Annotated in this window: 17 protein-coding genes; 3 read left to right on the top strand and 14 right to left on the bottom strand. The window is 38.4% G+C overall.

Features of this window, described 5'->3' with window-relative positions; genetic code table 11:
• Window positions 1-37: 37 nt before the first annotated feature.
• The 11 genes from ACRPLY_RS14045 to ACRPLY_RS13995 all read right to left on the bottom strand — a co-directional run bounded on the left by ACRPLY_RS14045 (window position 38) and on the right by ACRPLY_RS13995 (window position 7798).
• The gene (locus tag ACRPLY_RS14045) at window positions 38-1219 is read right to left on the bottom strand and encodes a NupC/NupG family nucleoside CNT transporter (RefSeq protein ID WP_028412960.1); all 1182 of its coding nucleotides are present in this window, start codon (window positions 1217-1219) and stop codon (window positions 38-40) included.
• 19 nt (window positions 1220-1238) lie between these two features.
• The gene (locus ACRPLY_RS14040) at window positions 1239-1637 is read right to left on the bottom strand and encodes a cytidine deaminase (RefSeq protein ID WP_013057475.1); all 399 of its coding nucleotides are present in this window, start codon (window positions 1635-1637) and stop codon (window positions 1239-1241) included.
• Between the two features lie 59 nt (window positions 1638-1696).
• Entirely contained in the window at window positions 1697-2371 is a 675-nt protein-coding gene (gene deoC / locus ACRPLY_RS14035) for a deoxyribose-phosphate aldolase (RefSeq protein ID WP_014459662.1), read from the bottom strand.
• 21 nt (window positions 2372-2392) lie between these two features.
• Window positions 2393-3694, bottom strand: coding sequence for a pyrimidine-nucleoside phosphorylase (locus ACRPLY_RS14030; RefSeq protein WP_016764541.1), 1302 nt, complete (start codon window positions 3692-3694; stop codon window positions 2393-2395).
• A 182-nt stretch (window positions 3695-3876) separates the two neighbouring features.
• On the bottom strand, window positions 3877-4200 hold the full coding sequence (locus ACRPLY_RS14025; RefSeq protein WP_140451470.1) for a hypothetical protein: 324 nt from the start codon (window positions 4198-4200) through the stop codon (window positions 3877-3879).
• Between the two features lie 5 nt (window positions 4201-4205).
• Window positions 4206-5150: a sugar-binding transcriptional regulator gene (locus ACRPLY_RS14020; RefSeq protein ID WP_026106623.1), complete on the bottom strand. Its 945-nt coding sequence runs from the start codon at window positions 5148-5150 to the stop codon at window positions 4206-4208.
• Window positions 5151-5288: 138 nt separating this feature from the next.
• The gene (locus ACRPLY_RS14015) at window positions 5289-5663 is read right to left on the bottom strand and encodes an HNH endonuclease domain-containing protein (protein ID WP_223546674.1); all 375 of its coding nucleotides are present in this window, start codon (window positions 5661-5663) and stop codon (window positions 5289-5291) included.
• A gap of 71 nt (window positions 5664-5734) precedes the next feature.
• Window positions 5735-6262, bottom strand: coding sequence for a hypothetical protein (locus ACRPLY_RS14010; protein WP_235907350.1), 528 nt, complete (start codon window positions 6260-6262; stop codon window positions 5735-5737).
• Between the two features lie 38 nt (window positions 6263-6300).
• The gene (locus ACRPLY_RS14005; RefSeq protein ID WP_155010074.1) at window positions 6301-6627 is read right to left on the bottom strand and encodes a nucleoside triphosphate pyrophosphohydrolase; all 327 of its coding nucleotides are present in this window, start codon (window positions 6625-6627) and stop codon (window positions 6301-6303) included.
• Between the two features lie 364 nt (window positions 6628-6991).
• On the bottom strand, window positions 6992-7303 hold the full coding sequence (locus tag ACRPLY_RS14000; protein ID WP_028412954.1) for a hypothetical protein: 312 nt from the start codon (window positions 7301-7303) through the stop codon (window positions 6992-6994).
• A 306-nt stretch (window positions 7304-7609) separates the two neighbouring features.
• Window positions 7610-7798 carry a hypothetical protein gene (locus ACRPLY_RS13995; protein WP_016764545.1) on the bottom strand — a complete coding sequence of 63 codons (189 nt, stop codon included), beginning with the start codon at window positions 7796-7798 and terminating at the stop codon, window positions 7610-7612.
• A gap of 466 nt (window positions 7799-8264) precedes the next feature.
• Here ACRPLY_RS13995 and plsY point away from each other — a divergent pair, with 466 nt between their 5' ends.
• Window positions 8265-8852 carry a glycerol-3-phosphate 1-O-acyltransferase PlsY gene (gene plsY / locus ACRPLY_RS13990; protein WP_028412953.1) on the top strand — a complete coding sequence of 196 codons (588 nt, stop codon included), beginning with the start codon at window positions 8265-8267 and terminating at the stop codon, window positions 8850-8852.
• A 296-nt stretch (window positions 8853-9148) separates the two neighbouring features.
• On the top strand, window positions 9149-10021 hold the full coding sequence (gene htpX, locus ACRPLY_RS13985; RefSeq protein WP_014459652.1) for a protease HtpX: 873 nt from the start codon (window positions 9149-9151) through the stop codon (window positions 10019-10021).
• 42 nt (window positions 10022-10063) lie between these two features.
• Here htpX and ACRPLY_RS13980 read toward each other — a convergent pair whose 3' ends face one another.
• Entirely contained in the window at window positions 10064-11050 is a 987-nt protein-coding gene (locus ACRPLY_RS13980; protein WP_325077980.1) for an MBL fold metallo-hydrolase, read from the bottom strand.
• 308 nt (window positions 11051-11358) lie between these two features.
• Here ACRPLY_RS13980 and ACRPLY_RS13975 point away from each other — a divergent pair, with 308 nt between their 5' ends.
• Window positions 11359-11682, top strand: coding sequence for a YnfA family protein (locus ACRPLY_RS13975; RefSeq protein ID WP_014459650.1), 324 nt, complete (start codon window positions 11359-11361; stop codon window positions 11680-11682).
• Between the two features lie 64 nt (window positions 11683-11746).
• Here ACRPLY_RS13975 and ACRPLY_RS13970 read toward each other — a convergent pair whose 3' ends face one another.
• Window positions 11747-11947 (bottom strand): hypothetical protein, encoded by a 201-nt coding sequence (locus ACRPLY_RS13970; RefSeq protein WP_325076378.1) that lies wholly within the window; start codon window positions 11945-11947, stop codon window positions 11747-11749.
• Window positions 11948-12081: 134 nt separating this feature from the next.
• Complete coding sequence (locus tag ACRPLY_RS13965; protein WP_325076379.1) at window positions 12082-13395, bottom strand: suppressor of fused domain protein; 1314 nt, start codon at window positions 13393-13395, stop codon at window positions 12082-12084.
• Between the last annotated feature and the right edge of the window lie 6 nt (window positions 13396-13401).

The raw sequence follows: 13401 nt of genomic DNA, 5'->3' as shown, positions 1-13401 counted from the left end.
GAAAAGGAAACTGCTTTTCTTTCTGTTTCTATTACATTTATAAAATGAAGCTGACAACAATCGCTGACAGTACGCTTACAAGCGTAGCTCCGTACAGTAAACGAAGACCAAAGCGCGCTACTGTATTTCCTTGCTTTTCACTTAAGCCTTTAACCGCTCCTGACACGATTCCAATTGATGAGAAGTTAGCAAATGATACTAAGAATACGGATACAATTCCAAGCGTTTTAGCACTGAATGTTGAAGCCATATCTGAAAGACTCATCATTGCCACAAATTCATTTGTTACAAGTTTTGTTGCCATAATTCCGCCAGCTGCTACTACTTCTGAAGCAGGAACACCCATGATAAATGCGAACGGTGCAAACACATAGCCAAGCAGATGCTGGAACGACAGACCAAATAACATTTCAAACACGTTATCAATCGCAGCCATCAGCGCAACGAAACCAATTAGCATCGCACCTACGATAATTGCTACTTTAAATCCATCCATAATATATTCGCCAAGCATTTCGAAGAACGTTTGCTTATGACCAGTTTGTACTTCTAAAATATCTTCTTGATCCGTTACTGTGTAAGGGTTAATGATAGAAGAAATAATAAATCCGCCAAATAAGTTAATCACAATTGCTGTTACCACGTATTTTGGTTCAATCATTGTCATATAAGCACCGACAATAGACATTGAAACAGTCGACATAGCTGATGCACAAAGCGTATATAAACGGTTTGGCGGCAGTTTGTCTAGTTGCTTTTTAACGGTAATAAATACTTCTGACTGACCTACAATTGCAGAAGCTACTGCGTTATAAGACTCTAATTTTCCCATTCCGTTAATCTTACTGAGAACCAACCCAATCCATTTCATAATGAACGGAAGAATTTTAAAGTGCTGCAAAATCCCGATTAAGACAGAGATAAAAACGATTGGAAGCAGCACGTTTAAGAAAAACGGCATTGATCCTTTATTCGCGATTCCGCCAAATACGAACTCTACGCCTTCATTTGCGTATGAAAGCAGCTTTCCAAAAACGCTGGCAATCGCATTAATAATAATCAAGCCAAACTTTGTGTTTAGAAGTAAAGCTGATAAAAGAAGCTGAATCACAACCATAATAACGATTGGTCTATATTTGATTTCTTTACGGTTATTACTTGCAAGATACGCTAATCCAAAGACAACGAGTAATCCTAAGATGCCAATTAAATATTTCATAGTATCCTCCACTGCTTACTTATTTTTGTAAGTCTTTTGATGAAAAATAGCCTGGTAAGATTTCGTTAATGTTTGTAATCACAAAATCTCCTTTTAGGTTTGCTAAGATAATTTGTGTGTGATCATCACAGAACTCAGCTAATACTTGTCTGCATGCGCCGCAAGGAGAAATTGGGCCGTCCGTATCTCCTACAACTGCAATAGCTGAAAACTGCTTGTCCCCTTCTGAAACAGCTTTAAAAATAGCCGTTCGCTCAGCACAGTTCGTCAATCCATAGGAAGCGTTTTCAATATTGCATCCACGATAAATCTTCCCATCGGTTGTTAAAAGAGCTGCACCAACATGGAAGTGAGAATACGGTACATGTGCTTGTTTGCTTGCTGCGATTGCTTCATCTATTAATTGTTTTGGCTCCACCGTCATCATCCTTTGCTTAGTTTACAGCAGGTTAGCTAGTACTAACCTGCTGTCATTTATTAATAATCAGAGTTGCTTAATTGACCTTTTGCAATTGATACGCCAGAGCTTGCACCAATACGTGTTGCACCTGCTTCAATCATTGCTTTTGCATCTTCTAAGCCGCGAACGCCGCCAGAAGCTTTTACACCTACATCCGGTCCAACCGTTTTTCTCATAAGCGCTACGTCTTCTACCGTTGCGCCTCCTGTTGAGAAGCCCGTTGACGTTTTAACAAAATCAGCTCCAGCTTTTACAGCTAGCTCAGAAACTTTTGCTTTTTCTTCGTCAGTTAAAAGAGCTGTTTCAATAATTACTTTTACTAGCGCTTTTCCTTTTGCAGCATCTACTACTGCTTGAATGTCGCTTTGCACTAAGTCATAGTTTTTATCTTTTAATGCGCCGATGTTGATCACCATATCTACTTCATCTGCACCGTTTTCGATTGCATTTGTTGTTTCGAATGCTTTTACTGCTGAAGTCGTAGCTCCAAGAGGGAAACCGATTACCGTACACACTTTTACTTCTGGAGCATCTTTTAATAACTCAGCTGCTTTTTTTACCCACGTTGGATTTACGCAAACTGAAGCGAATGAATATTCTTTTGCTTCTTGTGCTAAAACCGTAACTTGCTCTTCTGTTGCATCTGCTTTTAATAATGTATGATCAATAATACCCGTAATGTTTTGACTCATTTTGTTCTTCCTCTCTCTTTCTTAATGAATTTCTTTATAAATTAACGTTGGAGCTTCTACTTTTTCAGCGACCGTGCTGTAAGAATCATAAACGATATCCATCACTTCTTGTACATCTTCGCTGTTGCTGTGGATTGTAACAAGAGAGTCGCCTTTTTTCACTTGGTCTCCAACTTTTTTATTAAGCATGATACCAACTGCTAAGTCGATTTCAGATTCTTTTGTTGCACGTCCTGCACCTAGCTTCATTGCTGCTACGCCAATTTTTTCTGCAACGATTTCTGAAATGTAGCCATCTTCTTTTGCTGGCACTTCAATTTTGTGCGCTGCATCCGGTAATTTAGACGGATCGTCTGCCACAGAAGCGTCTCCGCCCTGTGCGCTTAAGAATGTTTTAAATGATTCTAATGCTTTTCCGTTCTTAATTACTTCTTGAAGCATTGCACGCGCTTCGTCTAAGCTGCTTGCTTTTTCAGCAAGTACAACCATATGACTTCCTAATGTTAAGCAAAGCTCCGTTAAATCTTCAGGGCCTTCGCCTTTTAACGTGTCGATTGCTTCTTTCACTTCAAGCGCATTACCAACCGCAAAACCTAGAGGCTGGCTCATATCTGAAATGATTGCTTTTGTGTTTCGGCCTACGCCTTTTCCGATTTCAACCATTGCTTTTGCTAATTCTTCAGCGTCTTCAAGCTTCTTCATGAATGCGCCGTTCCCCGTTTTCACGTCCAAGCAAATGGCATCTGCTCCAGCCGCAATTTTCTTACTCATAATTGAGCTTGCAATTAACGGAATCGAATCAACCGTTGCTGTTACATCACGAAGCGCATAAAGTTTTTTATCCGCTGGCGTTAAGTCTCCGCTTTGACCGATAACGGCAATTTTATTTGTATTTACTAAACGAATGAATTCTTCGTTTGTAATTTCAACGTGGAAGCCAGGCACTGCTTCTAGTTTATCAATCGTACCGCCAGTGTGTCCTAAGCCGCGGCCAGACATTTTGGCAACCGGTACATCAACCGCAGCTACTAAAGGTCCTAATACAAGTGTTGTTGTATCACCTACGCCGCCTGTGCTGTGTTTGTCTACTTTAATACCTTCAATTTTTGATAAGTCAATTTGATCGCCTGATTCAACCATTGCTTGCGTTAAATTTACGCGTTCTTCCTGCGTCATTCCTTGAAAGTAAATCGCCATCGCAAATGCCGATAGCTGATAATCAGGTAAATCCCCTTTTGTATAACCTTCGATAATAAAATCGATTTCTGCTTTATTTAATTCATGTCCATTACGTTTTTTTTCAATTAAGTCAACCATTCTCATGACGTTTTCCCCCTAAAAGTATCTGCATATTGTGCATCCACTAAAACGTTTTCAACAACTTACACCCTTACTATATAATAGCTTTGAACAATTGTAAACAGATATATTTACATTTGTTCAAAAATATTTATAGCCGCTGTTTTAGTGAATAAAAAAAGACTTCCGCACTCGGAAGTCTTCCCTTATTTTTCAGCTTTTATCACAAATGACAATACGATTCTGTACTTATTCTTTACCTTTTTATAAGGAATTAATACATATGGCTGATCAGGGGGTGTAAATTGTTCAATTCCTTTTTGATTAGCATCAGGAGAAAAATACATTCTTCCCCACCGTTTAATGATATAGCCCGTGGTTCCTTTGGCAATCACTCCGTCTTTTGAAACGTCCCCTTGAAAAGGATACCGGTTTCGCTGTGCCTGCAGAGACGACACGGAATAAGATACAATATCTTCTACTATTTCAATTCGATGAAGCTTTTGCTCTTGAAAAAACAGCGTCTTCATCTCCTTTACTCTTGTTTATCTAATAAAAAGCGCGCCGTGAACTGATCAGTAACGAGTACATTTGCAAATTTCCCTTGCAGCGCTCCGTAAATGCTGTCGATTTTCTGATCCCCGCCAGCTACTAAAATGGCGTACTCTTTCTTCTTCAGCTCCTCCAAATCAAGTCCAAGCGTCCGTTCATCCAGGCTTTCATTGCAAATTTGTCCATCCTTATCAAAAAAGCGTGAACAAATGTCTCCTACTGCTCGCGAGGAAATCATCTCTACATCTTGTTCGGAAAAGTAGCCAAGCTGAAAAAGCAGCGAATCCGTTTTAATGGGGCCCGTAGTAAACACGGCAATGTTGGCTTGCTTGCCTAAATCTAAAATGCGCTTAATATGACGGTCTGTTTCCATTGCTTTTTTGACTACCACATGATCAACAATCACAGGCAACGGAAGATGCATAGGAGGCGTATTGTATGCCTTTCCAAATAAGTACATAATTTCAGAAGCATATGTGCTCGTTTCCGAATGGCTTACGCCGCCTTTTAACTGCACAACCTGCACGTCATTCACATACTTTTGTTTTAAATCGATGGCCACTTGATAAAGAGTTGTTCCCCACGTCACCCCAATAATATCTCCATCTTTTACGATGTCATAGAGATAGTCAGCTGCTGCCACGCCTAGATGACTTTTAATAATGTGATTTTCATATTGAGGCACCGGTGTGACGATTGCTTTTTTTAGATTGAATTTTTGTTCAAGCTGAGAAGACAATTTTTCACTATTGATAGATGAATCCACAATTTTAATTTGAACAATGCCTTCTTCTTTTGCTGTCTGCAGCAATCGAGAAACCGTAGGCCTCGATACACCAAGTTTTTTTGCAATTTCACTTTGATTATAATCAAGAATATAATACATCCTTGCCGCTTCAATCACCTTATTAAATTTCTCTTGATCCATCTCCATCGACTTGTTCTCCCTTACCTCATGAATTTCTTATCCCAATTTTACCAAACTTATGTCTTTAGTTTACTTGTTTGGTGAACAAAATTTCAAGAGGGGATTTTGTAACTGAGATGAAAAGAGAAATACTCGGGTTTAAGGAGACCAGTTTTCTACGTATCCATTCATTCCAGCATACTCATAAAGAGCTTCTAACTTACGCTCCGAATAATAGTTAAAATCATTGTGAACTGCTGTTAATTTAAGATTCTCATTACGAACAAACATCTTCTCAAGATATAAGCTCTTAGCAAGTTTATTGCTCTTTTTTGTGTTGCAGCTTTGACAGCTTAGCACCAAATTCCACATATTATCTGATTGGATATAACTCCATGGAATAAAATAATCTACATGAGTAGCGATGCGTTTATCAGAAAGAACTTTCCCACAATAAAAACATTCTTTTGTTTCATATTTCCAAAGGATGTTATAGAATGCATGCAGCGATTCGCGTTTTGATATATTTTCCACTTTCAACAAGACATCTTCCAACTTATTTTTGTCATTATGCTTTTCTAAAAATTTCGCCAAATGATAATTGGTTAAATGAGTAACAATTTGTCTATATTTTTGTAAAAAAAATATAGACTGCTATTAAACTTTATGTATTCTGTTCTTTTATCAAACTCATAAACAGAACCTTCCATATCTCCATATAACGCCCCTACTACATACCTTGCCCCCACTTTTTTAGTTCTTTCTACTAACTGCAATTGAAGATTACTTGGTAAACGATCAAATACTACTTTATTGGGGACACCATGCATTAACTGAAATTCCTTTAACTCTTTTTGAATTCCAGCTTGTCTGTTGGACGTATTTAATTGATTTAAATCATGATGAATAACCAAGTTCCAATATATTTTAGCAAATGAAAAATACACTTGATCAAACGTGAGGACTAACCGATTGTCAACATTATATAGGTTTTCAATTAAAGCTTTCATCAATCCATATTTATATGTTGTGGTAAAGTGACCATTAGCGAAAAATTGATTAATGATCTTCCAAATTTCTTGTTCTGTTAAATAAGTTTTTTTTATTTCTCCTACTTTTAAATTGAAACTCACCTGCCACCGCTCGCTCCTTCCACTATTGCACCACCAAACTACGCTTCTTCTGTTTCCACTAAATAAATTCGACCATCAAACTTCCCGCGCTCCTCCGCCTTCTCCTCACGCACTTTCTCAAGCTGTTCTGGCGTGGCCCCGTGCACAGCTGCTAGCGCGTGCATCACTTCCAGTAAATCTGCGAGTTCTTCAATGGCATCTTGATGCGTTTGGGCTTCTATGTATTCTTGAAGCTCTTCTTTTGCCTTTTTCTTCAGCTCATTTTGATACTCATCTCGCTGCAGCACGCGTGGTTTGAAGGTGTTTCCACTTTTTTCAATAATTGTGGGAATTTTATCTCGCACTAGCTTGTTATAAGTAGGCATTATTTTTTCCTCCCTCTCTTACCTTTCTAGTAAACTAGTATTTTTCAAATTCTGCTTGGTTTCCGTTAAACACATTTAAATCAATAAACGTTTCTTTACCTTTATAGCCGCTGGCACTCATTGCATTTGGAATTACCCAGCCTATACTCCATAGTAGAAATATAAAACTTACAAGAGCGGCTAATATAACTCCTACGGCAAGAAATCTGTTCTTCTTTTGATTTTCTTTATCTATTGTGTTTACCCCCTTTTTTAGAAAATACTTCTAATATTCTAACATAAAAAGGATTTTTCAAAGCAAAAGAGCCTACCAGTCTTTATTTGGAAATATAAAAAAACCACCTAAAATCAGGCGGCTCTTCTTTTATGCTGCGTCTTCAGATGGTTCATTATCTTTGGCTGCTTCTATAAGTAAGAAAATAGCCGTTAAGATGTGCATGATCATGCCGACAATTGGAATCCACGCAATAGCAGAACAGACAATTCCCATGATATGCCCTGTCCGAACTTTGTTTGTTTTAATCGCAAATACTAAACCTACAATATGCAATGCGAGCATTAGAATAAGCGGCGTGTAGGCTAGGCCAATAACCAAGGTGCCGCCTAGAATTGGAATCCCCCAAAGAGCCTCTAATCCTCCGCTGACCCATTTCAATATACGACTTGTTTTTCCCAATGTATCCTCCCCCTTTGTCTTCAATGTATGCACAGAAGTTCTGTTTCTGAACGGTTGTATATGAAAAAAGTGGCAAAAATACGTGTACTAAAAATAAATCGATAGTCCCATATAAAGATACGTCTTTATACGGGACTAGTGTAATAGTGGAAAATGAATGAGAGGAAAAGGCGTTGTTTTACATGTAATAACGAGGAGCTCTTCGTCGAGAGAATGAAGTAAACATCAACAAAGAAGCCGAACTCAAAATGTAAGCTCGGCTTTTTCTTATATGATAAATAGAAGTATTATAAAATGTTTTTTGTATTAGTGTTCTCGACTCTTCTCAAATTTTTCAACAGCTTCAAAATCAAGCTCGGCTGATATCCAATCGCCTTTTTCCGGGAATTCTAAATTTCGAACGACTATTTTATTCGGCCCTTTTTTTTCTAAAATTTTCGCCTGGCAGTTTTTGTACATAACTACTTCTCGTTCTTTGATATCTGTCCACAACAAGTGCAGAACCCCTTTCAATTTTAAGAAGTTAATATTTCGAAACACTGTTTTACATTTTATTATATTTTTTTGGATTTGTTAATTTTTTTGTCTTGTTTTTCATAAAAAATGATCAAAACGCTTTTTTCCACTACAATATACCCAAAATATCTTTTAACCTTTAAATATTTATGGTATATTTTTAAAATTGTATTACAAGTTTTTTGTTTTTGCCTTTTCGTTTCTCCTCTTTTCTTCTTTTTACATATTCATAATAGACATCTCAATCTATACTAATACGTATCAAGGTTTAAAAGTTCAAAAATATCTTAACATACTAAAAAAGCATTGGGTTGTCCCACTAGAAAGCCAATCGAATTTACAAAAACTCCACCGAAAAAACTAGAAGCCTTTAGCCATACAAAAGACTACTTTTACCGCATTTATATTTTAATGAATACTAACAACACAATTTGAGGTGCCAACAATGAACGTATTGACAAACGCTATAATTATCTTATTAGCTTATTTAATTGGGTCAATTCCTTTTGCTTTAGTGATTGGAAAGGGCTTTTACAAAACCGATGTTCGTAAGCACGGAAGCGGTAACTTAGGAGCTACTAATACCTTTCGCACTTTAGGAAAGAAAGCAGGTATTATAGTATTGATCGGCGATATAGCAAAAGGCTCGCTAGCCGTCTGTTTACCGCTTATGATGAATAGTCACTTGCATATGCTTGTCCCTGGATTTATTGCTATTCTTGGACATAGCTATCCGATTTTTGCAAAGTTTAAAGGAGGAAAATCTGTAGCGACTGCCGCTGGTGTATTCCTTGCATTTTCACCGTTAGCTTTCATTCTAGGGATTCTTGCTTTTTTAATTTCTCTCAAAATTTCTAAATACGTATCCTTATCTTCACCTATTGGCGCATTGGTTGCCTTTTTAGCATCAATTTATGTAGGTGATGTTGTACTAATCGTATTTGCAGCCGTTATTTTTGTTTTCATTACATGGAAGCATATTAAAAACTTCAAACGAATTAAATTGGGTACAGAGCCTAAGGTTAATTTTTAAACGTCATGAAGTTATTGACTAGTAATCTTTAAATATGTTTACCAAAAAGGTGTTCATGAGTTGAACACCTTTTTTTATTATTTTAGTACGCCTTGTCTCAAGATAGACGTAAATTATGAAATTTATTTTTAAAAAACGCTCTGGATTATAGAGTAAACAATGCATTCCATTTGATATTTACAATTTAACTACTTAACATAGTAATCTTTTTAGTAAATTTGAATAAATAAATGAAACCTTTCCTCTCTACTAACCGTATACCTATCATGCACGTATTAGTTAAAGGAGGAAGACTTGTGCTAAAACGAATTTCACTGTTTATTTTCGTTAATATTCTAGTATTAATTACAATCACAACGATTACATCTTTATTAGGTGTTCAAAGCTATATGGGAAGCGGCGGTTACGGCGGCCTGCTGGCATTTAGCGTCATTGCCGGCTTCAGCGGCGCGATTATTTCTCTTATGATGTCACGCTTAATGGCAAAGTGGATGATGGGTGTTCAAGTTATTGATGAACGTTCCCCTCAAGGTGAATACGAACGATTTGTTTTAGAAGAAACGCACCGACTTGCATCTGTGGCAGGATTAAGAAAAATGCCTCAGGTCGGAATTTATCACTCAGCCGAAGTTAACGCGTTTGCAACGGGGCCAAGTAAAAGACGCTCGCTTGTTGCCGTTTCAAGCGGAATGCTTGAACGAATGGACCGCGATGCGATCAGCGGCGTTATCGCTCACGAAATAGCGCATATTAAAAGCGGTGATATGGTCACAACTACGCTACTGCAAGGAGTATTAAATACATTCGTTATTTTCTTCTCTCGTTTAGTAGCCAAAGCGGTGTCAAACTTTGTGCGAGAAGAGTTTGCGATGGTTGTTTATTTCCTTACATCGATTGTATTTGAGATTCTCTTTAGTATTTTAAGCAGCCCAATTATTTTCTGGCATTCAAGAAGACGTGAATTCAAAGCCGATGAGCTTGCAGCTAAACTCGGCGGCAAGGAAAAAATGATTTATGCGTTAGAATCGCTTCGTCATACTACTTCATTAGTAGATGACCGTCAAAAATCAATTGCCGCTTTTAAAATTAGCGGTAAAGAAAAATTCTCACGCTTATTTTCTACTCATCCACCGCTTGAAAAACGCATTGAGCGCTTGCATTCACTGTAAGCAGACAAAACCAGCTTCTTTAAAGAAGCTGGTTTTTTTATGTTATGACTGAGGAGCAAGCACACGTGTAGCTTCCCACAGCAAGACGCCGTCTTTATTTTTTGTTAATTCCACGTAGCCTTCTTTTTCTAGATACGTAAGCTGGCCGTACACTTCTGAGAAAATAAAGTCAGGTGCTTTTTGATACATATCCGGGAAAAATGCAGCGCTGACTTCAAGCGTTGTTTTCTTTCCTTCCCCCATCGCTTGTAACACGCGCAGCGCCCATTTATGCTGCTTTTGAATACGTTCCATAATTAAAGAATGAATGTCACTAAGCGGTTCACCATGACCGCTGTAAATCAAATCAATGTCATAGTTCAACGTTTTTTCTAGAGACGCTAAGTAGTCCAGTAGCGGCGTTGGCTTGGGATTTTGAATGGTTGGCTCTAAATACGGGTTTGACGGTACTTTTGGCAAAATATGATCTCCGCCAAACGCAACTTTTTCTTTGCGATTGTAAAACATCAGCTGACTTAACGAATGTCCCGGCGCTTCAATTACTTCCCACTCACTCGCATACGGAAGTGTATCTCCTTCTTTTAAATAACCCGTTAGCTTCTGCCCTTTAGGTGAATATACTTGAATTGCAGCCGTTGCTTTACGAAGCCATTCTTCCATTACATCATCACTGACTCCAAACTCCATAAGGAAATTACGATATAGCTCATTATGCTGCTGAACAAACTCTTCATCTTGGAAAATCCAAGGCTCCACAAGCTTATGGCCGTAAACCGGTATATCACTCGGCAGCCACTCTAAAAATCCAGTGTGATCCGGATGCTGATGAGTCAGAATAACTTGTTCAATATCTGTTACTTTATATCCTTCTTTACGAAGCGCCTCTTCAAAAACGCTCCACGCTTCTTTGGTTTTCATACCTGCATCAATTAACGTTAACTTGTCTGCTTTTAATAAAAACACATTCACTGGTCCAATTGGAAATGGCGTAGGCAGTTCAATGCGTATCACTTTATGATCTAAACTCATTTTACCAAACCCCTATATCTGCATTCTTTTTACTTTTTTATACTGTTAAACGTCTTATTCTTTTAATTAGTCAATTTCCTGCTAACGTCTACTTGTAAAAGTACTCTGAGCAGAAGTCATTACATAGCTCTTTGCACTCGTACAAACAGTCACATAAACTCATACTATTAATAGTTTAGCAGGTTTGAAGACAAATTGATAAAGGAATGCTTTCCAGTGTACTTATTTAAAACAAACGAACGGTTCATCAAACGAAAAAAGTAAGATAGAATAAAAGAGACGAAATGATGATATAAGGAGTATAGGTTATGATTAAAGCGATTTTTCTTTTTATCTTAGCAGGTCTTGCTGAAATTGGCGGAGGCTATTTGATTTGGCAGTGGCTGCGCGAAGGAGCATCAAGCTGGTTAGGACTTCTGGGCGGTATTGCTTTGGTGCTGTACGGCGTCATTGCTACGTGGCAGTCGTTCCCTGACTTTGGACGTGTATATGCAGCTTACGGCGGTATTTTTATTGTTTTAAGCCTGTTTTGGGCGTGGTGGGTTGATAAAAAAATGCCCGATACATACGATTGGATTGGCGGACTTGTGTGTCTGATTGGCGTAGCGGTTATGCTTTGGCCAAGAAGTTAAGTAACCACACAGGAAAGAGCGCGCTTTCTCCCCTTTTTGTAAGAAGAAGCAAAATAAAAAGAGGCTAGGACATAACGAGTTGAATCCAATCTAAAGACGAACAAATGAGAGACATGAGCTGAACCGTTTGAGACACCGCCGTTGATTTCCGTGCAAGACTTCGCTTTCCGCGGGCGGACGCTGAGCCTCCTCGTCGCTTACACTCCTGCGGGGTCTCATCTGTTCCGCTTTTCCCGCAGGAGTCTTCGTCTTGCCCTCCAATCAACGGCTAGAAGAATCTCAACAGGTGAAACCTACGTTTACCCTAACAAAAAAAACGAACCACTCATCAACATGGTTGATAAATGGTTCGTTTTTCACTTCGTCTAACATACTTTTGTCCCAGCCTCTTTTTATTTATCACTTATTAAATCTGCCGAAAAAGCCTTTTCTTTTTTCCTTAAACGTATTAGGTCTATGTAAATTAAATAAGTGTTCGATGCCATTTTCCATCATCTTTTCTAGCAAAGCTTCTTGTCCATGCTGGAAATAGTACTCCATTTCTTCTTCGTACAAAGGGAGAAGCGTATGGAAATAGACTGGCCACTCTCCGTGGGTTTCTTTTCCGTTTTCAAGATACGGCATCATAAATGCCTCTTGGCACTGCGGCAAAGGAGGCACGACCATAACACCACAAAAGCCGCTTTCTGGTGAATACGGTTGAACCTGTAATGGCAGCTTCACTTTTTCACCTGTTAACGTTCGTTCATAGGTATCCACGTAGCGATCCAGCTCTTGATTTGGAAACACCATCCACTGACCAATCCAATTCATATTGTTAACCGCAAAGCTTCCTACTTGATGCATGACTTGAGGAATCCAGCTGTACTTTTCATCTTCAAACGGATCTTGATCTGCATGCATCACCAGTTCAACGTACGCGCTGTCTAATCCAGGGGGTGCCGGCAGGCGAAGCGTACTATAACCATGTGTTGCGACCGTATAAAACGGCACTGATTCTGTAGGAGCCATTTCATAAAAACCTGCCTCTGTCACCTCAGCTGATTCTGCTTCAACACGGCGGATAATTGGCCCATAATATGCTTGTAAGTGAGCTTCCACATCCTCATCGAGCGATTCACGAACAAATGGATTTAACTCTTCAACTGAAGCTTCTGCTTCCTGTGATGACCATACTTCATAGAAAGTAAAACCGGTTAGCCCGTTCTCAAACACTACCTCTCGAAATGCATCAGAAACATAAATTTCTGGAGAGATAATAGGAAAATCTCCTAGACTATGTTCGGTATACTTTATTCGAAAAATTGGCTGTCTCTGTACCTTATCCTCTATAAAGGATAGCTTGTCAAACCCTCCAAAATCATCAGGTATTGATTCTGAATAATTCACACATTCGTTTATCACATTAACAATATTAACAGCGTAGCACTTGTATTCAGGGTGAGTAAGAGGAACAAATTCTACAAACTCAGAAATTAGTTTTTCTAAGCTCTGAACAGCATATCCATCGATAATTGGAGGAGTTGCAAAACCTTTATAAGTTAAAAGGTTATTTAACTCTCCTTTTTCATATGTTTCAACTGGAAGATTTGTTTTACTATGTAGATACTCTCCTTGCTGCAGCAGATTTCTAAATAGTGTTTCGTCATCTTCCTTGTTAGCAGCGGCTATTTGCTCACTTTCTAAACTTGTACTTAATTTCCATATTTTCATAAACAA

This window comes from Priestia sp. TGN 0903, from assembly GCF_050846855.1.
Taxonomy (GTDB): domain Bacteria; phylum Bacillota; class Bacilli; order Bacillales; family Bacillaceae_H; genus Priestia; species Priestia zanthoxyli.
Note: the sequence above shows the minus strand (reverse complement) of the source record. Positions and strands in the feature narration are given on the sequence as shown.